The 23,580-nt window shown below is 72.6% G+C and carries 15 protein-coding genes and 1 pseudogene; 9 read left to right on the top strand and 7 right to left on the bottom strand.

The features are described from left to right. Positions 1-47: 47 nt before the first annotated feature. Both RE421_RS13180 and RE421_RS13175 read right to left on the bottom strand, forming a co-directional pair. Positions 48-413: a hypothetical protein gene (locus RE421_RS13180; protein ID WP_309817509.1), complete on the bottom strand. Its 366-nt coding sequence runs from the start codon at positions 411-413 to the stop codon at positions 48-50. Positions 414-693: 280 nt separating this feature from the next. Further along, positions 694-912 (bottom strand): annotated as a pseudogene (locus RE421_RS13175) (SDR family NAD(P)-dependent oxidoreductase); the annotation flags it as partial. 239 nt (positions 913-1,151) lie between these two features. On the opposite strand from RE421_RS13175, the gene RE421_RS13170 reads away from it, so the two are divergent. The 3 genes from RE421_RS13170 (at position 1,152) to hemL (ending at position 5,949) form a co-directional block, all read left to right on the top strand. After that, entirely contained in the window at positions 1,152-3,539 is a 2,388-nt protein-coding gene (locus RE421_RS13170; protein WP_309810760.1) for a DUF1989 domain-containing protein, read from the top strand. An 89-nt stretch (positions 3,540-3,628) separates the two neighbouring features. After that, the gene (gene hemB / locus RE421_RS13165; protein ID WP_309810757.1) at positions 3,629-4,615 is read left to right on the top strand and encodes a porphobilinogen synthase; all 987 of its coding nucleotides are present in this window, start codon (positions 3,629-3,631) and stop codon (positions 4,613-4,615) included. Next, positions 4,615-5,949 carry a glutamate-1-semialdehyde 2,1-aminomutase gene (hemL, locus tag RE421_RS13160; protein ID WP_309810754.1) on the top strand — a complete coding sequence of 445 codons (1,335 nt, stop codon included), beginning with the start codon at positions 4,615-4,617 and terminating at the stop codon, positions 5,947-5,949. Before hemB ends, hemL begins: the two co-directional genes overlap by 1 nt. Before the next feature lie 23 nt (positions 5,950-5,972). On the opposite strand, the gene RE421_RS13155 is transcribed toward hemL, so the two are convergent. Further along, positions 5,973-6,695 carry a 3'-5' exonuclease gene (locus RE421_RS13155; protein ID WP_396134505.1) on the bottom strand — a complete coding sequence of 241 codons (723 nt, stop codon included), beginning with the start codon at positions 6,693-6,695 and terminating at the stop codon, positions 5,973-5,975. 89 nt (positions 6,696-6,784) lie between these two features. Here RE421_RS13155 and RE421_RS13150 point away from each other — a divergent pair, with 89 nt between their 5' ends. Then, positions 6,785-7,207 carry an MGMT family protein gene (locus RE421_RS13150; RefSeq protein ID WP_309810751.1) on the top strand — a complete coding sequence of 141 codons (423 nt, stop codon included), beginning with the start codon at positions 6,785-6,787 and terminating at the stop codon, positions 7,205-7,207. Between the two features lie 34 nt (positions 7,208-7,241). Here the strand turns inward: RE421_RS13150 and RE421_RS13145 are convergent, their stop codons facing one another. Continuing rightward, positions 7,242-8,114: an endonuclease/exonuclease/phosphatase family protein gene (locus tag RE421_RS13145; protein WP_309810748.1), complete on the bottom strand. Its 873-nt coding sequence runs from the start codon at positions 8,112-8,114 to the stop codon at positions 7,242-7,244. A 167-nt stretch (positions 8,115-8,281) separates the two neighbouring features. On the opposite strand from RE421_RS13145, the gene RE421_RS13140 reads away from it, so the two are divergent. Next, entirely contained in the window at positions 8,282-11,653 is a 3,372-nt protein-coding gene (locus RE421_RS13140; RefSeq protein ID WP_309810746.1) for a PD-(D/E)XK nuclease family protein, read from the top strand. Beyond that, positions 11,650-15,216, top strand: coding sequence for an ATP-dependent DNA helicase (locus RE421_RS13135; protein ID WP_309810743.1), 3,567 nt, complete (start codon positions 11,650-11,652; stop codon positions 15,214-15,216). Before RE421_RS13140 ends, RE421_RS13135 begins: the two co-directional genes overlap by 4 nt. Before the next feature lie 18 nt (positions 15,217-15,234). On the opposite strand, the gene RE421_RS13130 is transcribed toward RE421_RS13135, so the two are convergent. Next, positions 15,235-16,593 carry a phosphotransferase gene (locus RE421_RS13130; RefSeq protein WP_309810741.1) on the bottom strand — a complete coding sequence of 453 codons (1,359 nt, stop codon included), beginning with the start codon at positions 16,591-16,593 and terminating at the stop codon, positions 15,235-15,237. Between the two features lie 187 nt (positions 16,594-16,780). Here RE421_RS13130 and nudC point away from each other — a divergent pair, with 187 nt between their 5' ends. Then, a complete protein-coding gene (nudC, locus tag RE421_RS13125; protein ID WP_309810738.1) occupies positions 16,781-17,770 on the top strand; it encodes an NAD(+) diphosphatase in 990 nt (329 codons plus the stop codon). Positions 17,771-17,789: 19 nt separating this feature from the next. Beyond that, complete coding sequence (locus RE421_RS13120; protein ID WP_309810734.1) at positions 17,790-19,970, top strand: ATP-dependent DNA helicase UvrD2; 2,181 nt, start codon at positions 17,790-17,792, stop codon at positions 19,968-19,970. Positions 19,971-19,988: 18 nt separating this feature from the next. Here RE421_RS13120 and RE421_RS13115 read toward each other — a convergent pair whose 3' ends face one another. Next, positions 19,989-21,062, bottom strand: coding sequence for a ThiF family adenylyltransferase (locus RE421_RS13115; protein ID WP_309810731.1), 1,074 nt, complete (start codon positions 21,060-21,062; stop codon positions 19,989-19,991). Positions 21,063-21,293: 231 nt separating this feature from the next. Here RE421_RS13115 and RE421_RS13110 point away from each other — a divergent pair, with 231 nt between their 5' ends. Then, entirely contained in the window at positions 21,294-21,926 is a 633-nt protein-coding gene (locus RE421_RS13110; RefSeq protein WP_309810728.1) for a M48 family metallopeptidase, read from the top strand. A gap of 6 nt (positions 21,927-21,932) precedes the next feature. Here RE421_RS13110 and RE421_RS13105 read toward each other — a convergent pair whose 3' ends face one another. Then, positions 21,933-23,387: a zinc-dependent metalloprotease gene (locus RE421_RS13105; protein WP_309810725.1), complete on the bottom strand. Its 1,455-nt coding sequence runs from the start codon at positions 23,385-23,387 to the stop codon at positions 21,933-21,935. Between the last annotated feature and the right edge of the window lie 193 nt (positions 23,388-23,580).

Here is a 23,580-nt window from a genome sequence, read left to right as displayed (position 1 = left end):
CGCGATGCCGGGCTCCTGCGAGGAGATCAGTGGAAGCGTCATGCTCCCTACCCCGTGAGGTCCGTGCCGGTCTCCCGGGACCCGAGGTCCCAGACTGCCCCGGCCGCGTCATCGTCGCGGGCCAACGGTGAGGGTTGCTGCAGTTGGGGGAGTCCTCGCCATCGCTGGAACCCGCCAGGACCCAGATAGGTCAGCGGGGGCCGGTCCGCCACTGCGGACTCGAGGATCGGCAACGCGCCGTCGGCGGCGGACTGACCGAAGCCGCGGCAGATCCGGGTGACCATACGGTCCAGGACGGCCACACCGGTCGCGTTCTGGATGTTGGTCACCGCCCACCCCGGATGCGCCAGCTGGACATCCACGGTGCTGCCCCGGGCAGCCAGCCGGCTCTGGAGCGCCCGGGCCCAGAGCATGTCGCACAGCTTGGACTGGGCGTACGCGGCGGGGACGTTCCACCGGCGGTGTCGGAAGTGGGGATCCGCGGCATCGACCCGCCCTCTCTCGTGCGCCCCGGACCCGACGATGACGACCCGGTGGCGAAGGTGTCCGGCGATCAGGTTGGTCAGGGCGAAGGGTCCGAGGAAGTTGGTGCCCAGGATCGTCTCGAACCCGTCGACCGTTTCGCGGCGGCGGGGGGGTCACGGTGCCGGCATTGTTGACCAGGACATCGACGGGGCCGTCCAGGTCGGCGGCGAAGCGGCGGATCGAGCTCAGGTCGGCGAGGTCCAGATGCCGGACCTCGACGTTGGCGCCCACGCGGCGCAACTCCTCTGCGACGGCGTGGCCCCGCTGCAGGTCGCGGGCCGGGAGAATCAGCCGGGCACCCGCCGCGGCGGCAACGCGGGCGACCTCCCGTCCGATGCCGTTCGTCACGCCGGTCACCAGCCACGTCCGGCCCGACTGGTCGGTCATCGCGGGTCGGCTCACCTCGGGGGCGGTCTCGAACATGGGACCACGGTAGCAAGGGGCCGGACCAGGCAGTCCCGCCGACACCGTGGAGCCGTCACCATGACCTGACCGGTCTTTGACACCGGTCACGCGAGAAGCCGAACCGGACCCTTACGTGGGCGGGGAATGTGGGCTACGTTACGGGGAACGCCGGGACCGGACGGCACGGACCGCATGACTTCCATCCCTGAGGAGGGATACCGGTGACTGCACCACTCGACCTCTCTGATCTGTCCTCCCTCCCACTCGATCTGGCCAGGCCGAGGCTGGTGCAACCGGGCCTGCTGCCCGTGGTGCCCGGCCACGAGCGGTACTGGGTCCGCCCCGGCGGGGTGACCGCCCTGGAACTCGAGACCGGCGACGAGATCACCATCGTGGACCGCTTCGGCGCCCAGGCGGCCGAGTTCACCGTCCTGGGCAACGGCGGCGAGGACTTCGGCGCCGTGGGGCTGCGGGCCGACGCCCCGGCCACCGTGCTGGGCGCGCTGACGGAGGCCTCGTCCTTCGACAACCAGCAGGTGGCCACGGTGGTCACCGCCCTGGCGCTGCGGGGGATGCGGCCGGACGCGGCCCATGCGGTGAAGCTGTTCGGCGGGTGGTCGCCGGCCGGGTCCCGCGAGAGGTTCACGGCCCAGCGGCCGGTGACGGCCGTCGTCGGGAATCCGACCTGGGAGATGACCTTCGAGGAGTTGAACCCGCCCTCCGAGCTGATGCTCGAGGTCCAGCGTGCCGATCCGCACCGCCCGCGGGAGATCGAACTGCCCCCTCCGCTGGCCGACCCGGTCCTGGACGTGCGCATCACCAACAGCACCGCCGTGGCCTATGAGGTGAAGAAGGGCGACTACATCCAGATCCTGGACGTGGCGGGACGGCAGTGCTCCGACTTCCTGGCCTTCGATGCCCGGGCCCTGCAGGAGGGCCACGAACTGGGGCTGGACGCCAGCACCACCCGCCACATCGTGGGCCAGGCCTTCGCCCAGCCGGGGCTCAACGGGAAGTTCTACACCCAGGACATGGACCCGTTGGTGGAGGTCATCCGGGACACCGTGGGCCGCCACGACACGTTCACCCCGGCCTGCAACGCGAAGTACTACGAGGACTTCGGCTACCCGGGGCACGTGAACTGCACGGACAACTTCAACGGGCGGCTGGAGGCCTACCAGGTGGCCGCCCGGAGGTCCTGGCCGGCGCTGAACCTCTTCTACAACACCATGTTCGACGAGCACAACATGCTGGTGTTCGACGAGCCGTGGTCCCGTCCGGGCGACTACGTGATGCTGCAGGCCCAACGGGACCTGGTCTGCGCGTCCTCCGCCTGCCCGGATGACATCGACCCCTCCAACGGCTGGGTCCCCACCGACATCCACCTGCGCGTCTACTCCCCGGAGCGGAAATTCTCGATGGCCATCACCCACCGCACCACCCCGGACGCCGAGCCGAAGCTCACCCGCGAGACCGGCTTCCATCAGCGCACGAGCGCCCTGACGAAGCAGTTCACCGAGTACCGCAACTTCTGGCTGCCCACGCACTACGACGGCTACGGCCCCAAGGCCGAGTACTGGGCCTGCCGCGAGAAGGCCGTGGTGATGGACCTGTCACCGCTGCGCAAGTTCGAGGTGCTCGGACCGGACGCGGAGGCCCTGCTGCAGTACTGCATGACCCGCAACATCCGGAAGCTCTCCGAGGGCCAGGTGGTCTACACGGCCATCTGCAACGACACCGGCGGGATGATCGACGACGCCACCGTGTTCCGCTGCTCCGACACCAACTTCCGCGTGATCCCCGGGGACGACTACACGGGTCAGTGGATGCGGCAGATGGCCACGGAGCGTGGCCTGGACCGCGTCTGGATCAAGGACTCCACCGACCAGCTGCACAACATCGCCGTGCAGGGCCCGGCCAGCCGGGACATCCTGCGGGAGCTGATCTGGACCCCGCCGCACCAGCCCGGCTTCGACGCGGTCACGTGGTTCCGCTTCACCATCGGCCGGATCGGGGACCACCAGGGCACGCCCGTGATCGTCTCCCGCACCGGCTATTCGGGCGAGCTCGGCTACGAGCTGTTCTGCCACCCGAAGGATGCCCCCGCCGTGTGGGATGCCGTCTGGGAGGCGGGGAAGCCGCACGGCCTGGCGCCGCTGGGCCTGGACGCCCTGGACATGGTCCGCATCGAGTCCGGACTGGTCTTCGCCGGCTACGACTTCGACGACCAGATCGACCCCTTCGAGGCCGGCATCGGCTTCACCGTCCCGCTCAAGTCCAAGGAGGACGACTTCTCCGGCCGCGAGGCACTGCTGAAGCGAAAGGAGAACCCGCAGCGGAGGATGGTGGGCCTGGAGCTCGAGGGCAACGAGGCGGCCTCGCACGGGGACCCGGTGCACGTTGGCCGCTTCCAGGTCGGCGTGGTCACCAGCGCCACGCGCTCGCCGGTCCTGCGCAAGAACATCGCGCTGTGCCGCTTGATGATCGAGCACGCCGAGCTCGGCGCCGAGGTCCAGGTGGGCAAGCTGGACGGCCAGCAGAAGCGGATCCCCGCCACGGTGGTGAAGACCCCGTTCTACGATCCGGAGAAGCTCAGGCCCCGCTCCTGAGGCAGCGCCGGCCAGGACACAGGCCTAGACTGGACCGCGTTGTCCGCCGTTGCCGGCGGCTGCCGCACCCCGAGTCTGCAGAGGATCCCATGGCCTTCCCCACCCACCGCCCGCGCCGCCTGCGCCAGACCGCCGCCCTGCGCCGGCTGGTGGCCGAGACCCGGCTCCATCCCGCGGACCTGATCCTGCCCGTGTTCGTGCGGGAGGGCCTCACCGAGCCGGTGGCGATCACCTCCATGCCGGGCGTCGTGCAGCACACGCAGGAGACCCTGCGGCGGGCGGCCGCCGAGGCGGCGGAGCTGGGCGTGGGCGGCATCATGCTCTTCGGCATCCCCGAGACCCGCGATGCCACCGGCTCGGCCTCCCTGGACCCCGAGGGGGTCCTCAACCGCGGGATCCGCGGTGTCAAGGAGGAGGTGGGGGCCGACGTCGTGGTGATGTCCGACCTGTGCCTGGACGAGTTCACGGACCACGGTCACTGCGGGGTGCTCACCGCGGACGGCGTGGTGGACAACGACGCCACCCTGCAGATCTACGGCCAGATGGGCGTGGCCCAGGCCGAGGCCGGCGCAGACATGGTGGGTCCCTCCGGCATGATGGACGGCCAGGTGGCCGTCATCCGGCAGGCCTTGGACGACGCCGGCCGGCAGGACACCGCGATCCTCGCCTATGCGGCCAAGTACTCCTCGGCGTTCTACGGCCCCTTCCGCGAGGCCGTGGACTCCCAGCTGACGGGGGACCGCAAGACCTACCAGATGGACCCGGCCAACCGCCGCGAGGCACTGCTCGAGGTCTCCCTGGACCTGGACGAGGGGGCCGACATGGTCATGGTCAAGCCCGCCATGAGCTACCTGGACATCCTGCGGGACGTGGCCGAGGCCTCCGACGTGTCCGTCTCCGCGTACCAGATCTCCGGGGAGTACGCGATGATCGAGGCCGCCGCCGCGAACGGCTGGATCGACCGGGACGCGGCCGTGGCCGAGTCCGTGCTGTCCATCCGCCGGGCCGGCGCCGACACCGTGCTGACGTACTGGGCCACCGAGCTGGCCCGCTGGATCAAGGAAGGACGGCTCTGATGACCGCTGAATCCACCACCCCCGCCGCACCGGCCACGAATGCGGCCCTGTACGAGGCCGCCCGCTCCGTCATCCCGGGCGGGGTGAACTCCCCGGTCCGGGCCTTCGGCTCCGTGGGCGGGGACCCCGTCTCCATGGTCAGGGCCGCCGGGCCCTACCTGACCGACGCCGAGGGGCGCGAGTACGTGGACCTGGTCTGCTCCTGGGGGCCCATGCTGCTGGGGCACAACCACCCCGCCGTGGTGGACGCCGTGCACCGGGCCGTGGACGCCGGACTGTCCTTCGGCACCTCCACCCCCGACGAGTACCGCCTCGCTGAGCTGATTGCCGGGCGGGTCCCCGTGGAGCGCGTGCGCATGGTCTCCACCGGCACCGAGGCCACCATGACCGCCATCCGCCTGGCGCGCGGCGCCACGGAGCGCCACCTCATCGTGAAGTTCGCCGGCTGCTACCACGGCCACTCGGACGGGCTGCTGGCCGCCGCCGGTTCCGGGGTGGCCACCCAGTCCCTGCCGGGCTCCGCCGGGGTCACCGAGGCCCAGGCCGCCGAGACCCTCGTGGTGGACTACAACGACCGCGCCGCCCTCGAGGAGGTCTTCGCCGCCCGCGGGTCGGAGATCGCCGCCGTCATCACTGAGGCCGCCCCCTGCAACATGGGCGTGGTCACCCCGGATCCCGGTTTCAACCGGTTCCTGCGGGAGATCACCGCCCGCCACGGCGCCCTGCTGATCTGGGACGAGGTCCTCACCGGATTCCGCGCCTCGGACACCGGCTACTGGGGGCTCTCCGGCCGGCCCGAGGGCTGGACCCCGGACCTGTGGACCTTCGGCAAGGTCATCGGCGGCGGGATGCCGACCGCCGCCGTGGCCGGACGGGCCGCGGTCATGGACCTGCTGGCCCCCCTGGGCCCCGTGTACCAGGCGGGCACCCTCTCCGGGAACCCGGTGGCCATGGCCGCGGGACTGGCCACGCTGCAGAACGCCACGGGCGAGGTCTATGACACGATCGCCCGGCGCTCGCAGCAGCTCGAGGAGTTGCTCGTGGGCTCCCTGACCGAGGCCGGCGTGGACCACTCCATCCAGCGCGCGGGGACCCTGTTCTCGGTGGCCTTCGGGACGTCGGCGAACGGTGTGCACGACTACGCCGAGGCCCAGGCGCAGGAGACCTTCCGCTACGCCCCGTTCTTCCACGCCATGCTCCAGCACGGCGTGTACCTGCCGCCGAGCGTCTTCGAGGCCTGGTTCGTCTCGGCCGCCCATGACGACGCCGCCATGGACCGGATCGCCGAGGCCCTGCCGCACGCGGCCCGGGCGGCCGCCGCCGCCACGGCCTGAGGGCCGCCGGTCGCTGAGGAGTCCTACCGCCCCTGCACCGGCCAGTCGCCGTTGATCACGGCCGAGGGGTCCTTGCGGCGCAGGTAGTCCTGGAAGCTGGCCGACTGCTCGGCCTTCCACCGCACCTGGAGCCCGTGCAACTCGTCGAGCGGAACCTGGAGCTGCGGGTACTTCGCCGCCAGCCGGTCGGCGACGCCCACGGCGGCCAGGGAGTCCGCGGCCGAGGTGTGGGCGTCCAGCAGCTCGACGCCGTAGACGGTGCAGACATCCGTGAGCGTGCGCTTGCCCTTGCGGTACCGGTCCACCTGCTTGTCGATGATGTACGGATCGATGATCCACTGATTCTGCAGCGGCTGCAGGCCACGGCGGGCCAGCTCCCGGTCCATCACGGTGAAGTCGTAGCAGGCGTTGAACGCGATCACGGGGATGCCCGCGTCGAAGAAGTCCCGCAGGGTGTCAGCGATCTCCACGACGGCCTGATCCGCCGGCATCCCCTCGGCCTGCGCCTTCTCCGTGGTCACCCCGTGCACGGCGGCGGCCTCCGCGGGGATCGGCACGCCCGGGTCCACCAGCCACTCGTAGGCGGCGGCGAGCCGCCCGTGCGGATCCACCACCACGAGGGACGCCGTCACCACGAGCGCCTCCTCCGGATCGCGGCCGGTGGTCTCCAGGTCGAAGCCGAGGCGGATCTGCTGATGCCAGGGGACGGCCAGAGAGGCTGGTATCGGGGCTGCGACGTCGCTCACAGGACCCACGCTACCCGTCCGCGGGGCGTGGGATGCGGCGTGTCCCTGGCGTGTGGACCGGGAGGGCAGAATGGTCGCCTGTGGAGGACATGCCGTCTGCTGAGGACACCCCGGCCTTCGCCGGCCTGCCGCCCGGACCCTATGAGCTGTCCGAGGCGCTGGTGCTCGCCGCGCACCGCGTCCCCCCGGGACAGGCCGTCACCTACGGGGGACTGGCCGGCCTGTTGGGCGCCGGCGGCCCGCGCCAGGCGGGCCGGGCCCTGTCCGGCGCGCCGGACGGGACGCCCTGGTGGCGGATCGTCCGAGCGGATGGCTCCCTGCCGTCGTCGTTGGCCGCCCGCGCCGTGCCCCACTACCGGGCGGAGTGCACGCCACTGAAGGGGAACCCGGACACCTCAACCCCGGGGCCCGACGCCGGCGCACCCCTTCGCGTGGACCTCGCCCGGGCCCGGTGGGACCCGGGCGAGGAGGACCTCGCCGTGCTCGCGGAACTGCGCCGCCGGCTCGGGTAGATCGGCGCTGGTGCCGCGAGGTCGCCGGTGCCTGTTACCGGTTCCGGTCGCCCGGATGCGGCAGCGTCACCTCGGCGACCACGGGGAGGTGGTCCGAGGAGTAGACCTCCGGAACCTCGGCCGTCAGCGGGGAGATCTCCGGGGTGGCCAGGACGTAGTCGATGCGACGGTCCGGGTCCTCCGGGGCGAAGGTGAAGCCGTCCCCGGTGCCCGCTTCGGTCCAGACGTCGTTGAACAGTGACGTGAAGGTGGCGTACTCGGGCGAGTCCGGGGTGGCGTTGAGGTCACCGACGAGGACGCCCGGCCGACCGGAGCCGGCCACGATCTCGTTGACGGCGTCGAACTGCTGCATGCGGTCTTCGCCCTGGTCTCCGCGGTGGGTGAGATGGGTGTTGTAGAAGGTGAACTTCGAGCCGCGGACTGTGAGATCCGCCTGTGCCAGTCCGCGCTGCTCGCCGCCCTCGACCTTCGGCAGCGGAGTGTTCTGGCAGTCCTGCAGCCGGTGCTTGGACAGGATCGTGGTGCCGTACTGGCGGCGCTCCTGGCCCGGCTCGGCGGGATCCTCGTCCAGGTTGGCGGCGTAGCAGTGGTCCATGCCGAGCATCCCGGCCAACTCGGCGGCCTGGTCCTGGAAGTCGGAGCGCTCGCCCCAGTGCCGGTCCACCTCCTGCAGCCCGATGACGTCCACATCCATGGACTCGATGTCCGCGGCGATGCGGTCCAGGTCCAGCACGTCCTCGGAGTCCGCGCCGTGGTGGATGTTGAAGCTGGCCACCGTGATGGTCCGGTCAGAGGGGTGGCGGCCGTCCGCTGCCGCCGGAGCGGAGGTGGACAGCAGGAGGGCCGAGGCGGCCAGTGCTGCACCGGCGATGTTGAGGGGGGCCGGGCGCGCAGGATTCTTCGTCATGGGTCTTCTCTCGGTGGGAGTCAGGGTGGACTGCCGCGGGGAGGGACCGCGGATGCCGGAGACGGTGCCGACAGCCCAGCGCAGGAACATGACCCCGAGTCGGTCTGCCGGTGACGGCCGGGCAAACCGCGCGCAAACGTGTCCGCGGGTGCTGGTTGAATGAGGGCATGCCCGCCGAAGACCATCAGGATGCCCTGCGACTGACCGCGCCGCGCGTGGTCCGGGTGGAGCCGCTGAGCCCGAACGCCGAGCAGCAACGGGTCCTGGACCTGGCGCCGGGGCACGGGCCGGTGCTGGTGCTGGGCGGTCCCGGGACGGGTCGCAGCGCGTTGGCCGTGGAGTACGCCGCCCGGCGCATCGAGGCCGGTCTCGAGCCGGAGCGGCTGCTCGTGCTCACCCCCACGCGGCAGGCCTCGGCCCGTCTCCGGGACGCCCTGTCCGTGCGGCTGGACCATGGCGGCCGGGGCACGCGGACGTCCACGCCCGTGCGGACCTGGGCGGCCTATGCCTTCGATTTGATCCGGCGGGCCCGGACCGCCGGATTCCTGCCCGCGGTGCAGCGGACCCCGCGGCTGCTCTCCGGGGCGGAGCAGGACACGGTGATCGCGGAACTGCTGGAGTCCTATGCCGCCGGGGAGCGCGGGGGACCGGACTGGCCCGCCGATCTGGCAGAGGCCGTGCCGACCCGGGGCTTCCGCAGGGAGGTGCGCGAGCTGATCGACCGCACGAGCGAGTACGGGATCGAGCCCGGTCAACTCGAGGACCTGGGCGAGCGGCACCGGCGGGGCGAGTGGGTGGCCGCCGCCGTGCTGCTCCAGGACTACCGTGACCGGCTGGACCTCGGCATGAGCGAGGCCTTCGACCCGGCCGGCCTGCTCACCACCGCCTGCCTCCTGCTCGAGGAGAACCCGGAGCTGCTGGCGGGTGAGCGGAGGAGCCTGCCCGTGATCGTCGTCGACGACCTGCAGGAGGCCACCCCGGCCGTGCACCGCCTCATCCGGGCCCTGGGCACCGGCCAGGACGTGGTGGCGCTGGCCAGCCCGGACACCGTGGTCCAGGGGTTCCGCGGCGCCCGACCGGACCTGGTGCGGGACTACCCCGGGTGCCTGCTCCCTCGAGTCGACTCGACCGAGGGGCGCACCCACCTGCTGAGGACCGGCTACCGGATGGACGGGGACGTGCTGCAGGCCTGGCGACGGGTGGCCCGCCGGATCCCCGCACTGCCGGGCACCCTCGAGATGCGCCAGGGGATGACCTCGGCGGACGCGGACCGCGTACCGCCTGCTGACGCGGCGCCGGCCTCCGAGGGGAGGTCGGCCCCCGGCGTCCCCGCCACCCGCCGGTTCCACGGCGCCACCGCGCACCTGGTGGCCTCGCCCCCGCACGAGCAGCTGCTGGTGCTCCAGCAATTGCTGCACCTGCACCATCGGGGCGGGGTCCCGCTCGGGAGCATGGCCGTGATCGCCCGCTCGGGGCCTCTCGTGGCCGAGCTCGCGCGCTACCTGGAGGCGGAGGGCGTCCCGGTCAACCGCTCCGTGGCGGACACCGTGCTGAAGACCGAGCCGGCCGTGACGCCCCTGCTGTCCCTGCTGCGCACGGTCTCCGCCGCCCCGGAGTCGCCGGAGTCCCGGCTGGACAGCGAGACGGCCCTCTGGCTGGCCGGTGGCCGCTACGGCGGGGCCACCGCGCTGCACCTGCGCCAATTGCGCCAGCGGCTGCTGCAGCAGGAGCGCTCCGCCGGCGGCACCCGCACGAGCACCGAACTGCTGCTGGACGCCTTCGAGGACCCCGAGGCACTCGCCGGACATCCGGTTCCCGGTGCGGGCGTGCAGCGCATCGCCCGGATGGTGCTGGCCGGCCGCGCCGCGGCGCAGGATCCGGCGGCCACCGCCGAGTCGGTGCTCTGGGCCCTCTGGGACGCCTCCGACCGGCCCGCCCGCTGGGAGCGGGAGGCCGTCACCGGCACCGGTGCCGCGGCCCGGCGGGCGGACCGCGATCTGGACGCCGTCGTGGGGCTCTTCCAGGCCGCCGAGCGGTACGTGGACCAGTTTCCGGGGGCCTCCCCGCAGGCCTTCGCAGACTACATGGAGGCCCAGGACCTGCCGATGGACTCCCTCGCCTCGACGTCCTCCCAGGAGGGGTCCGTGGCCGTGGTGACCCCCGCGACCGCCGCGGGGCAGGAGTGGGACGTGGTGATCATCGCGGGACTGCAGGACGGCGTCTGGCCCAACACGCGACTGCGCGGCCAGCTGCTGGGCGCCACCGACCTGGCCGATGTGGCCCAGGGCCGGACCACCCGGACGGACCAGCGGTCCCGGCTGGCCGAGGTGCGCCAGGACGAGCTGCGCAGCTTCGCCACGGCGCTCTCCCGCGCCCGCCGGCGGGTGATCGGCATCGCCGTGGCCTCGGAGGACCACCAGCCCTCCGACTTCCTCGACCTGATCGAGCCGTGGCGGAGCCCGGACACGCCACGCCCGCTGACCGAGGTGCCGCGGCCGATCACCGCCGGCGCCCTCGTCGCGGGCCTGCGCCGGGAGCTGGAGGAAGCGGCGCACGAGACGCTGCCGGGCGGCGGTCCCGGCGGGGAGACCGGCCATCCCGGGCCCGACGCCGGCCCCCCACCCCGGGTGCGGCAGGCCGCCGCGGCCCTGGCCCGGCTGGCGGCGGAGGGGATCCGCGGCGCGGACCCGGGGCAGTGGTGGGGGCTGCTGCCGCTGTCCACCGAGGAACCGCTCGTGGATACGGCGACGTCCCCGGTCCCGGTCTCGCCCTCGCGGGTGGAGACGGCGCTGCAGTCGCCGCTGAACTGGTTCGTCTACCACGCCGGGGGGCAGGCGGGGAGCACCCAGGCGCAGTCCATCGGCACGTTCATCCACGCCATCGCGGAGGCCTTCCCCCGGGGACCGGCCGAGGACCTGCTGGCCGAACTCGAACGGCGACTGCCGGACCTCGGGCTGGAACCGGGCTGGGAGTCCGAGCGGGTGGCCCGGGAGGCGCGGCGCATGATCGAGCTCTTCGTGGGGTACCTGCGGCAGATGGAGCAGGACGGCCGCACGGTGGTGGACGTGGAGCACCGCTTCCAGCAGGAACTGGAGCGGGACGGGCTGCGGGTCCAGATCCGGGGCAGCATCGACCGCCTCGAGCAGGACAGCCAGGGCCGCCCCTACGTGATCGACCTCAAGACCGGAAAGCACGCACCCACGGCGAAGGACCTGGAGGAGCTGCCGCAGCTCGGCGTGTACCAGGCGGCCATCGCCGCGGGGGCGCTGCCCGCCGAGGACTTCGGCCGACCCACGGAGCCGGGCGGGGCCGCCCTCGTCCAGCTGCGCACCGCCAACAAGAACGTCAAGATCCAGGGGCAGGCGGCCCTGGAACGGGACCACAACTGGGCCCTCGAGCAGATCTTCACGGCCGCGGCCGCCATGGTCGGTCCCCGGTTCCTGGCCGTCCACGGGGGAGCCGCCAACCCGCGGTGCGCGCTGCCGGCGCTGTGCCCCATCCACAGCGAGGGAAGGCAGACCACCGAATGGCACCGATGAGCCCTGAGCCCGCTCCCTGCCCGGATCCCGTCCCGGACGTCAGCAGCGCGCGGTACAGCCCGGAGGACCTGGCCGGGCTGCTGCGGCAGCACGCCCCCACCGCGGAACAGTCGGCGGTGATCAGCGCCCCGCTGCAGCCGCTGCTGGTGGTGGCCGGAGCCGGGTCCGGGAAGACCGCCACCATGTCCGACCGCGTGGTGTGGCTCGTGGCCAACGGCTTCGTGGCCCCGGATCAGGTCCTCGGCGTGACCTTCACCCGCAAGGCCGCCGGAGAACTGGCCCAGCGCATCAACCGCAAGCTGGACCTGCTGACGGAGGCCGGACTCGAGCTCCCGGAGGGTGGTCCCGGTGGTGAGGGCCACGAGGGTGGCGACGGGATGCTCTCGGAGGGTGCCGCGCGGGCCAGCGTCTCCACCTATCACTCCTACGCCAACACGCTCGTGCGGGACCACGGGATGCGCATCGGCCTGGAACCGGACACCGGGATGATCGGCGAGGCCCAGTCCTACCAGGTCATGTCGCGGATCGTCCGGGCCTACGAGGGGGACCTCGGCTTCGCGAACATCGCGGCCTCCAGCCTGGTCAGCAGCGCCATCAAGCTGGCGGCGGACTGCGCCGAGCACCTGGTGGAACCGGACCGGGTGGAGGAGTTCCTCGCCGAGCAGCACCGCTTCGGGGAGTCGCTGCCCTACGACGCCAAGAAGGCCGAGGGGAGCCATGCCGACGTCACCAAGATCTTCACCATGCTCCGGCTGCGCCGGGTCATGGCCGAGCTGGTGGTCTCCTACCGGCAGGCCACCCTGGACGCCGGGGTCATGGACTTCGGCGACCTCGTGCGGTTCGCCGCCCGGATCGCACAGGACGTCCCGGCCGTGGGCCAGATCGAGCGGTCCCGGTACCGGGTGGTCCTGCTGGACGAGTTCCAGGACACCTCCCACGCCCAGCTCGAGCTGTTCCGCGGCCTGTACGGCGGGGCGGGTCACCCGGTCACCGCCGTGGGCGACCCCCACCAGTCGATCTACGGGTTCCGCGGCGCCTCGGCGGGTCAGCTGTTCGCGTTCCCGCGGCTGTTCGGCGTCCCCCGCCCGGACGGTGCGCTGGAGTCCGCCCCGGTCAGCTACCTGACCACCGCGTGGCGCAACTCCCACACCATCCTGGCCGCGGCCAACACCGTGGCCGGCCCATTGCGCAGCGCGCCGGTGGGCGGGATCCAGGTCAGGCCGCTGACCGCCTCACCGGTCGCCGTGGACGGCGAGGTGCGCGCCGCATGGCTGCCGGATTCTGAAGCGGAGGCCGCGGCCGTCGTCGCCGCCCTGAAGGAGGCCGGCGGCGACGGCCTGCCCCCGGTCCAGCGGCCCACGCGGGCGATCCTGTGCCGCACCCGGGGTCAGTTCGAACCCCTCATGGAGGCCATGGACCAGGCGGGGGTGCCCTACGAGGTGCTCGGACTGTCCGGCCTGCTCTCCGTGCCGGAGGTGGCCGACGTCATCGCTGTGCTCCAGGTGATCTCCGACCCCAGCCGGTCGGACTACCTGATGCGCCTGCTGACCGGGGCCCGGTGGCGCATCGGCACGGCAGACCTGGTGGTGCTGCAGGCACGCGCCTCCGCCCTGGAACGGAACCGGCGCTCCTCCGGGGCGCCCCGAGACCCGCAGGAGCCGGAGGACCGGGGGGAAGCCGGGCAGGACACCTCGCCGGAGGAGGACGCCGAGTCGTCCTCGCTCATCGAGGCACTGGACTGGCTGCCCGAACCGGGGTGGACCGACGCCGCCGGACGGGCCTTCAGCGCCGAGGGGAGATCGCGGCTCGAGCGCCTGTCCCGGGAGCTGCGGTACCTGTCCGGGCAGACAGGCCTGGAGCTCACCGCCCTCATCCGGATGGTGGAGTCCACCCTCGGCCTGGACATCGAGGTCGCCGCTCGGCCCGGCGCCACCGGCGTCACGGCGCGGCGTCACCTGGACGGCTTCCTCGACGCCGCCCGCGACTTCACCCAGGGGGCCGTGGAGGGCTCGGGCGCCGACCTCACCGCGTTCCTCGCCTGGCTCGAGGCGGCCCAGGAACGGGAGAAGGGGCTCGGGATGGCCGGGACCGAACCCAGCCACGAGGCCGTCCAGCTGCTGACCGCGCACGCCTCCAAGGGCCTGGAATGGGACGTCGTGGCGGTGCCGGGGCTGGTGGACGGCCAGTTCCCCGGCAAGACCGTGGACACCTGGACGGCGGAGAAGTCCGGGCACCTGCCCTGGCGGCTGCGGGGGGACGCGAACAGCCTGCCGCAGTGGGACACCGCGTGGTCGAACCAGCGCGACTGGGCCGGCCACGCGGTGGGGTGGAGCCTGAAGCACCAGAAGGAAGAGTATCCCGACTCCTACCGGGACCTCGCCGCGGCCCACCATCTGGAGGAGGAGCGACGCCTCGCCTACGTGGCCTTCACGCGCGCGCGGACACTGCTGCTGCTCAGCGGCAGCCATTGGCGGGGGGACACCAAGACGCCGTCCGTGCCGTCTCCGTTCCTGAACGAGCTGCTGGAGGCCACGGACGGCGTCCACGTGGTGACCGGACCGTGGGCCACGCCCGAGGAGGTGGGGGAGGAGAACCCCTTCGCGCACCGGAAGCTCGTGGCCTGGTGGCCCTTCGACCCCCTCGACGGCCCGGAGGTGCTGGTGATGGACCCGTCCGCCCCGGAGGCGCTGGAGCGGGCGACGGCCCTGCCCCCCCGGTCCCGGCCGCGCCGCCGGGCGGTGCAGGAGGCCGCACGGTGGGTGCGGTCGGCCGACCCCCTGCCGGCGGAAGAGGTGCGGGACGAGGCCCGGGAGGAGGCATCGGAGGTGACCTCGGACGAGGTGGGGGTCGGGGCCGACGACCTGGCCCGTCAGGTCGAGTGGGTCCTCGAACGCTCCGCCCCCGTCAACCACCGCGGACGGCTCGTGGAGCTGCCCGGCCACGTCAGCGCCTCCACCTTCGTGGAGATGGCGAACGATCCCGAGGCCCTGGCCCGTCAGCTCCGCCGGCCCATGCCCCGGCCCCCGGCCCATGCGGCTCGCCGGGGGACCGCGTTCCACGCCTGGGTGGAGGACCACTTCGGTGCCACCGGGATGCTCGACTTCGACGACCCCGAGGACTCGGCGGACCACTGGGTGGAGGACGCGCTGGACCTGGAGCCCATGAAGCAGAGCTTCCTGGCCAGCCGGTGGGCGGACCGGCTTCCCGCCTACATCGAGCCGCCGGTCGAGACCACGGTCGGGGGAGTGACGCTGCGTGGCCGTATCGACGCCGTCTTCCGCGCGGGGGGTTCACCGCAGGTGCCGAACGATCCGGCCGCCCGCTGGGAGCTCGTGGACTGGAAGACGGGCGCCGTGCCCACCGGACGCGACCTGAGGATCAAGTCCCTGCAGCTAGCCGTCTACCGGCTGGCGTGGTCCCGCCTGCACGGCATCCCCCTGGAGCACATCAGCGCCAGCTTCGTCTACGTGGCCCACGGCGTGGAGAAGTCACTCCACGACCTCGCGGGGGAGGAGGAGCTGGAGGCCATCCTGGCGGCGGCGGTCAACCCGTCGGGGACCTGACCGCCGGGGCGGCGGTGGTCAGGAGGGGTTCGTCGGACGGCGGATATCGAGCTGGCGGACCTCGTCCAGGTCCAGGGCCGTGGTCGAGGGCTCCACAGTCTCAGCGGTCTCATCGGGCTCCGGCCCGTCCGCCGTCTCGCTGACGGCCTCGGCATCGTCGTCGGTGTCGGCCGTCGGCTCGGCGTCGGCGGGATCCTCGGCCACGTCCCCGGTTTCAGCCGGATCCGCGGACTCGACGTGGCCCACCGCCACCGGCTCGTGCTGCGTGCCCCGCTCGACGATGACGGCATCATCCAGGTCGTCGGCCGCGGAACCGTCGAGCTCGGAATCCCGGACCTCGGGGGAGGGATCAACCTCGGCCGGTGCCTCGTCCGAGGCGTCCTCTTCGGCAGCCTCCTCCCGGGGCGTTACCTCGGCCTCCGGGGCCGGCACGGCCCGCGGCCCGGCGGGGGCGGCACTGATCTCCTGGCCCCCGTGCTCCTCCACGTCGGCCTGCAGCTCGCCCAGCATGGCCTCGGCCTCGGCGGACATGTCCTCGTCCTCGGCGGCCAGGCCCCGCACGAGCCACTGCGCCAGGGCGAACTCGGCGGCCAGCACGGCCCGCCGCAGTAGGTGCTCGTCCTGCACGGTTCCACCGGAGCGGTGCTGCCAGTAGGCGGTCACGACCTCCTCGGTGAAGGACTGGTTTCCGGAGGAGGCGAGCCAGGCGAAGTCCTCCGCGGGATCGCCGATGTGCAGGTCCGTCCACCCGGTGACGGAGACCAGGCGATCGTGGTCCACGAGCAGGTTGTCCTCGTGCAGGTCACCGTGGGTCACCACCGGGGTGAAGTCCCAGAGCTCCATCTCCTCCAGGGCGTTCTCCCAGCGGCGCAGCAGCACCGAGGGGATGCGCCCCGTGGTCGCCGCCTGGTCCAGTTCATTGAGACGGCGTTGGCGGAACTGGTCTGCGGAGTAGACGGGCAGGTCGGCGTTCTCCACCACGTCCGCGGGCAGGGCGTGCACCGCCGCGATGACCCGCCCGATGTCCTCCGCGGTCTTGCCGCCGAGCTCCGTGAGGTCCTCCAGCTCCATCTCCACTCCGGGCATGTCGTGGTAGACGAAGGTGCGCATGCCGTCGAGGCGCACGGCCCCGGCCACCGAGGGCACCCGGAAAGGCAGGCCGGCGCGGATGCCGGCGGTGAATCCGGAGAGCACCTGCAGCTCGGTCTCCAGCCGCATGGCGGCTTCCTCATGCAGCGGGGAGCGCACGCGCCACCGGCTCCCCTGCCGGTCGAACACGACGGCGGCCGAGAAGTCCCGGGGATCGTCCGGGGATCCGACCACACCGGTCGGGGACAGGTCCGGGATGGCGGCGCTGGCCAAGGCAGCAAGTTCCATGGGCGTACGGTTCACATCCACCACGGTACGTTCCCGGCCCCGCAGCGGGCTGGCTCGGGCGCGGCGAGTCGCCGAATGTCCGGACCATGACGGGCCCCGGCCGCGTGGACGCGGCCGTCCACGCGGCCGTCCACAGGGAGTGCCGGTGGGGAGGAACGGTGTCCGGGACGAGCGGTACCGTGGAGGCATGCGCACCCCCGAAGAGATCCTGCCCGTCCTCGGGCGACTGCCCCTGGCCCGTGCGGAGGTGGACCGGGGCTGTGAGGCCCGGGCCCGCGAGGGCTGGCTGGAGCAGGTCTGGGCGCGGGACGAGGCCCGGGTGCTGTGGGTCAGCGGAGGCCGGGCGCCGGTCCTGGGCGGACAGCTCGTGCTGACCCGGCCGGAGGGCGAGCTGCCGGACGGTGCGGTGTACCTGGGACGGTCCACGGCCGACGTCGCGCCCGGGACCGGACCCCGGGCGGAACTGATCCTGCTGGTCTCCGAGGACCACCCGCCGCTCCGAGCCGGCGAGGCCGGCGGCCAGCCGGTGGCCGAGCCGGAGGACATCGCCTGGGTGGGCCTGCGGGAGGTGGCCGCGGCCCTGACGGACCGCGACGCCGGCGTCTTCGCCGAGGCCGTGGCGATCGCCAACTGGCACGCCGTGCACACCCACTGCCCGCAGTGCGGCACGCCCACGGACATCACCCAGTCCGGCTGGGTCCGGGTCTGCCCCCGGGATCAATCCCAGCACTTCCCGCGCACCGACCCGGCCATCATCGTCACGGTCACGGACCACCAGGACCGGGTGCTGCTGGGCAACAACGTGGCTTGGGGGCCGCGGATGTACTCCACGCTCGCGGGCTTCGTGGAACCCGGCGAGTCACTGGAGGCGGCCGTGGTCCGCGAGGTCCACGAGGAGTCCAACCTCAGGATCCACTCGCCCGTCTACCTCGGCTCCCAGCCGTGGCCGTTCCCCCAGTCGCTCATGCTGGGCTACACCGCCGTCACGGACCACCCCGAGGACGCGGCGGCTGACCGGGAGGAGGTCGCCCACGTCCGCTGGTTCACCCGCGAGGAACTGGCGCAGGCCGTCGGCGAGGGCGAGATCACCCTTCCCGGGTCCGCCTCGATCTCCCGCGCCCTGATCGAACACTGGTTCGGCGGTGCGCTGCCCGAGCCGCGCACCCTGCAGAACTGACACCATCCACCGGAGCACCGTGACTGAGACCACCACTGACATCCTGGCCGGCCTGGACGCCGAACAACGCCAGGCCGCCACCGCCCTGAACGGACCGGTGTGCATCCTCGCCGGCGCCGGCACGGGCAAGACCCGCGCCATCACCCACCGCATCGCCTACGGGGTGCAGACCGGCGTGTATGACCCGCACCGGACACTGGCCCTGACCTTCACCGCCCGGGCTGCCGCCGAGATGCGCACCCGCCTGCGGGACCTCGGAGCCCACGGCGTGCAGGCCCGCACCTTCCACTCCGCGGCCCTGCGCCAGCTGCAGTTCTTCTGGCCCCAGGCGGTCGGCGGGACCGTGCCCGAACTGGTGGACCACAAGGTGAACCTGCTGGCCGAGGCCGCCCGCCGGCTGCGTACCACCACGGACCGGGCCTCCCTGAGGGATCTCGCCGGGGAGATCGAATGGGCCAAGGTCTCCATGCGCACCCCGGACTCGTACGCGGCAGCGGCGGCCGGACGCCAGATGCCCACCGGCTGGGACGCCAACGGCGTGGCCCGGCTGTTCCAGGGCTATGAGGACGTCAAGACGGACCGGAACCTCATCGACTTCGAGGACGTCCTGCTGATCATGGTCGGCATCCTCGAGACCGAGCCGAGGATCGCGGCCCAGATCCGGGACCAGTACCGCGTCTTCATCGTGGACGAGTACCAGGACGTCTCCCCGCTGCAGCACCGCTTGCTCGACCTCTGGCTCGGTGGCCGCAACGAGCTGTGCGTGGTGGGGGACGCCTCCCAGACCATCTACTCCTTCACCGGCGCCACCTCCCGCTTCCTGCTCGACTTCCGCCAGCAGCACCCCGACGCCACCGTGGTCAAGCTGGTCCGGGACTACCGTTCCACCCCGGAGATCGTGGACCTGGCCAACCGGCTGCTCGCCGAGCGCACCCGCCAACGGGTCCCGGTCCCGGGCCCGGACGGCACCCGCGGACCGATGCCCCGCTGGGCCGAGCCACTGGAGCTGCTCTCCCAGCGGGACCACGGACCGGGCCCGGTGTTCGCCGAATGCGCGGACGACGAGGCGGAGGCCGGCTGGGTGGCCGGCCAGGTCCAGCAACTGCTCGCGGACGGCATCCAGGCCGCCGAGATCGCCGTGCTGTTCCGCACCAACGGGCAGTCACAGGCGCTGGAGTCCGCGTGCACCGCCGCGGGCATCAGCTACCAGCTGCGCGGCGGCGAGCGGTTCTTCTCCCGCCGTGAGGTCCGCGACGGCATCCTCCAGCTCCGCGCCGCCGCCCGGTCCGCCCAGGACGTGGCGGGAGACCAGGTCCCGGGCCGGGTCAAGGACGTGCTCGCCTCCCTCGGCTATACCGAGGAGGCGCCGAAGGTCTCCGGCGCCACCCGGGAGAAGTGGGAGTCCCTCAACGCCCTGGTCGCGCTGTCCGAGGAGCTCGCCTCCGCCCGTGGTGACCAGTTCACCGTCACGGACCTCGTGGCCGAGCTGGACGAACGTGCCGCCAGCCAGCATGCCCCCACCGTGCAGGGCATCACGCTCGCCTCGCTGCACTCCGCCAAAGGCCTCGAGTGGGACGCCGTGTTCCTCGTCGGGCTGTCCGAGGGGCTGATGCCGATCAGCTTCGCGGACACGCAGGAGGACATCGACGAGGAGCGCCGGCTGCTCTACGTGGGCATCACCCGCGCGCGGCTGCGGCTGTTCCTCTCCTGGACGCTGGCCCGCGGCACCGGCGGCCGCTCCACCCGCAAGCCCTCCCGCTTCCTGGACTCGCTGGACCCGGAGGCAGATTCCCGGCACGGGGCCCGGACCACCCCGGCACGACGGCGGCCGGGCGCCTCCGGCGCCGGCGGTCCCGGTGGGCGCGGTGCCGGCCGGAAGCGCTCCCACCCGGTGCAGTGCCGTTCCTGCGGGAAGACCCTGGAGACCGGGGCGGAGCGCAAGACGGGCCGGTGCCTGGACTGCCCCCCGACCTATGACGAGGGCCTGTTCGAGAACCTGAAGGCGTGGCGGCTGAGCACCTCGCAGGCGGCGTCCATGCCGGCCTTCGTGATCTTCACGGACGCCACGCTCGTGGCCATCGCCGAGGCCGAGCCGAAGTCCCCGGCCGAACTGCTGCGCATCCCCGGGGTGGGCACGTCCAAGCTGGAGAAATACGGCCAGGACGTGCTGGAGCTCGTCAACGGCATCCCGACCGCCTGACGGGCGGGTCAGGCCAGGTCAGACTGCGTCACCCGGTGGCCCGCAGCCGCAGTCCGGATGCGAGGCCACCGCGAGCGTGTCCACCCGGCTGCCGTCACCATGCACCTGCAGGACCGATCCCGCGCTGACCGTCCCCGTCTCGGCCCAGCGCACGACCTGCCGTGCGGCCAGGCCCCCAGCCACCGTCGCCAGGCCCACGTCCTCCCGCCCGGCCCGTTGCCCGGCCAGTGCGGCGGAGCGTGAGACCCGGAGTGGGTCGGTCTGGCGGGCGGCGAGGTCCCAGCACAGCGGGCACCCGCCCAGGCCGGGCACCAACCAGGGCCCGACGAGGGCGTCGTCATCCCGCATCACCACCGGCAGGACGGGGTGGTCGGCGGTGCGCGCCAGGGCGACGTAGTCCTCATCAGGGACACCGCGGGTCACCGAGACGGTGACGGTGCCCCCGGGGCGCGGCCGGGTGGGGGTGGTGAGGGGCAGGATCACGGTGTCCAGTCCGGCGTCGTCCAGCCGGTGGGACAGGGCGATGGGGCGGCTGCGGCCCAGGTCCGGCGTCAGGAACCCGGTGCCCAGATCCGCCACCGTCACCTCGCCGTGGTCCCACAGGGCCAGGCGGCCGACGCCGGACGCGGCCAGCACGCGTGCGACCACGGCGCCCGTGCGGCCGAGTCCGAGGACCTGCACCTGGAGGTCCCGGCGGGAGGCGATGACGTGGGCCGTCCGCTCCGCGGCGTCGGCGACCCCGGCGTCGGAGAGCTCCGGGGCGGACGTCGGGCCGGCGTCGAGGGCCAGGGCTAGGGCCAGGTCGTCGGCCAGCACGTCGGAGGCATGGCCCGCCCCGGAGGACGCGGGCGGCTCGTGCCGGCGCAGGAAGGCGGTGAGGGAGGACTCGAGGGCACGCGCATCGGCCGGATCCAGCCGGCAGCGTCGGGCCGCGTCCGCCTCGTGGCCGTCCGGGATGCCGTGGACCAGCAGGCCGAGGTACTTCAGGGCGGCGGGAGAGCAACCGGAGAGCTGCGTCGAGCGGGTGCCGGAGCCGATCTGGACGGTGTGCTCGGCGATCCGCAGTACGGTGAGCCCGGGGTCAAGGCGCATCGGAGTCCTCTCTGACGGGTCTGACGGGACTGACGGGACTGACACGTCGGACGGGAGGCCTGCCGGGAAGCAGGGCGGCCGGTGCGGGCCGCCGTCCCATCGTGGCACCGTCGGCCCCTGGCGCGCCGGGGATATCCACAGGCTCATCCGTACGGGCCGCGGGGGCCCGGGATGTCCACAGCGGCGGGGGCGTGGTTCTCGGCGGCGCGGCGTCGGCGGCAGAATGGGTCCATGACCTCTTCATGGACGGGCGGACCGCCGAGCACCGGCCGGCGGCGTGCCCCGGTCCGGACCGTGCGGGAGACCGAGGACCTTCAGGTGGACGGCACCACGGTGCGGATCGTGCGGTCCTCGCGGCGCACCAGGACGATCTCCGCCGCCTGGCGGGACGGGGTGATCCAGGTGTCCGTGCCGATGGGCCTGGGCCCGGACGCCGAACGGGACTGGGCGCGCAAGATGCTCACGAAGGTCGCCTCGCGCCGGCCGACCGGGGCGGGAGCTGACACCGAGCTCCTGGCCCGGGCCCGCGAGCTGGCCGCCAGATGGCTCGGCGGCGAGGTGGATCCGCGGGAGGTGGTGTGGTCCACCCGTCAGCAACGCCGATGGGGCTCCTGCACCCCGAGCACGGGCCGCATCCGGATCTCCTCCGAGGTGGCCGCCATGCCCGGATGGGTGGTGGACGGCGTTCTCGTGCACGAGCTCGTGCACCTGAAGCACGCGGACCACTCGGCGGCCTTCCACGCGATGGCGAACCGCTATCCGCGGCAACTGGAGGCCATGGCCTTCCTCAACGGCGTGAGCCACGCGACGGGCCGGGGGATGTCCGGCGCCGACTCAGAGCCGGACGAGGCACCGGAGGGCTGAGTCGGCCTACTTGTCCTCGCCCTTGTCCTCGCCCGTCCCGTCGCCCTTCTGCTCGCCGCCGCCGTCGAAGCCGCCGTCCAGCAGCTTGCGCAACTCGTCGTCCAGGCCGGCGGACTCCTGCTCGCGGGCCTGGCGGCGGCCGACGTAGCCGTCCGGGTCGTCGAGGTCCTCGGGCGTGGGCTGCAGGTCCGGGTGGCGCCAGATGGCGTCGCGGTATTCGCGGCCCTGGGACTCGCCGATCTTCTCCCACAGGGTGGCGGCCTCACGCAGCCGGCGCGGCCGCAGGTCGAGGCCCACCAGGGTGCCGAAGGCGTGCTCGGCCGGACCGCCGGTGGCGCGGCGCCGATTGATGGTCTCCCGGAGGGCGTTGGCGGCATCCAGGGGCTGAGCCGCCTCGGTGACCACCACGTCCACCCAGCCCTCGATCAGGGCGAGCGTCAGCTCGAGCCGCTCGAGGGCCGCCTTCTGGGGGCCCGTGGGCTCGGGGATGAAGGACGCCCCGGCGAAGGCCTCCTGCATGGACTCCGGGTCGGAGGGATCGATCGCTCGGGCGGCGTCCTCGATCTTGGACATGTCGATGTGCACGCCGGCGGCGTACTGCTCGATCGCCGCGTACAGGTCCCGCTCCAACCAGGGGGAGTGCACGAACAGCCGCATGCGGGCCACCTCGCGCAGGGCCAGGTAGATGCGGATCTGCTCGTCCGGTACCTCGAGCCCGTCACCGAATTCCTCGATGTTCACCGGGACCATCGCCAGCTGGTGACCGGCCACCGGGAAGCCGGAGTCCGTGCCGGAGAGCACCTCCTGGGCGAGTGCGCCCACTGCCTGGCCCAGCTGGAGGCCGAACATGGTGCCGCCCATGTTCTGCAGCATCGGCTGCAACCCCTCCAGCATGCCCTGCATGCCCTGCATCTCCTCCGGGACCTGGCCCGGCAGCTGGTCCTTCAGGGCCCGGGACATGGCCTCGGACATGGAGACCGCCACGGGTTCGGTGAGCCGCTGCCACGTGTCCATGGAGGCCTCCACCCATTCGGCGCGGGACCACGCCTTGCCGAGCAGGCCGGTGGCCTCGATCTCGGTGGCACCGTCCAGCCAGAGCTCGGCCAGCCGTAGTGCCTCGTCGATCTCCCGCCGGGCGAAGGTGCCGACCGTCGGGTCCTGCCCGGCGGCCGCCTGCCGGGCCGACTGCCTCGCCAGCGTCCAGTTCACGGGTCCGTCCTCGGGGGAGGACTGCATCATGGCCTGGAACTGCTGCATCATCTGGGACATCATGGCCGGGTCCAGCTGGGAGGGGTCGAACGGCAGGCCGCCGGGGCCGGCACCGGTGCCTCCACCCATTCCGCCGAGGGCGCGCCGCAGCTCCTCGGGATCGGGGGCGTTCGCGCCGAACATGCGGCGGAGCATCTCGGACAGCGCGTCGTCGCCGTCGGGGGAACCGGGGCCGTTCGGAGGATTCGTCATGCACTCCAGCGTATCGGCGCAGCCGTTCCGTGTCCGCAGCGCGTCCTCCGGTTCACTGTGGGCGCACAGCCGCCGGCCCCGGTGCGACGTGTCCGGTCAGGCGGCCCGCCGGGAACCCGTAGAATGGGAGGCAGACCAGAACGGCCCGGTCAGTCGGGCCGTACGCCTCTGCCCGCAGGACGCAGGACCGAAC

Origin of the sequence: Citricoccus sp. I39-566 (assembly GCF_031432995.1) — a bacterium.
GTDB classification, from domain to species: Bacteria; Actinomycetota; Actinomycetes; order Actinomycetales; family Micrococcaceae; genus Citricoccus; species Citricoccus nitrophenolicus_A.
Note: the sequence above shows the minus strand (reverse complement) of the source record. Positions and strands in the feature narration are given on the sequence as shown.

What these genes read in the sequence shown, in the direction of transcription:
- hemL (WP_309810754.1), top strand. Translation starts at nt 4,615, where the DNA reads ATGACCGCTGAATCCACCACCCCCGCCGCACCGGCCACGAATGCGGCC.
- nudC (WP_309810738.1), top strand. Translation starts at nt 16,781, where the DNA reads ATGCGCACCCCCGAAGAGATCCTGCCCGTCCTCGGGCGACTGCCCCTG.
- hemB (WP_309810757.1), top strand. Translation starts at nt 3,629, where the DNA reads ATGGCCTTCCCCACCCACCGCCCGCGCCGCCTGCGCCAGACCGCCGCC.
- RE421_RS13130 (WP_309810741.1), bottom strand. Translation starts at nt 16,593, where the DNA reads ATGGAACTTGCTGCCTTGGCCAGCGCCGCCATCCCGGACCTGTCCCCG.
- RE421_RS13115 (WP_309810731.1), bottom strand. Translation starts at nt 21,062, where the DNA reads ATGCGCCTTGACCCCGGGCTCACCGTACTGCGGATCGCCGAGCACACC.
- RE421_RS13145 (WP_309810748.1), bottom strand. Translation starts at nt 8,114, where the DNA reads ATGACGAAGAATCCTGCGCGCCCGGCCCCCCTCAACATCGCCGGTGCA.
- RE421_RS13135 (WP_309810743.1), top strand. Translation starts at nt 11,650, where the DNA reads ATGAGCCCTGAGCCCGCTCCCTGCCCGGATCCCGTCCCGGACGTCAGC.
- RE421_RS13105 (WP_309810725.1), bottom strand. Translation starts at nt 23,387, where the DNA reads ATGACGAATCCTCCGAACGGCCCCGGTTCCCCCGACGGCGACGACGCG.
- RE421_RS13150 (WP_309810751.1), top strand. Translation starts at nt 6,785, where the DNA reads ATGCCGTCTGCTGAGGACACCCCGGCCTTCGCCGGCCTGCCGCCCGGA.
- RE421_RS13140 (WP_309810746.1), top strand. Translation starts at nt 8,282, where the DNA reads ATGCCCGCCGAAGACCATCAGGATGCCCTGCGACTGACCGCGCCGCGC.
- RE421_RS13180 (WP_309817509.1), bottom strand. Translation starts at nt 413, where the DNA reads ATGCTCTGGGCCCGGGCGCTCCAGAGCCGGCTGGCTGCCCGGGGCAGC.
- RE421_RS13110 (WP_309810728.1), top strand. Translation starts at nt 21,294, where the DNA reads ATGACCTCTTCATGGACGGGCGGACCGCCGAGCACCGGCCGGCGGCGT.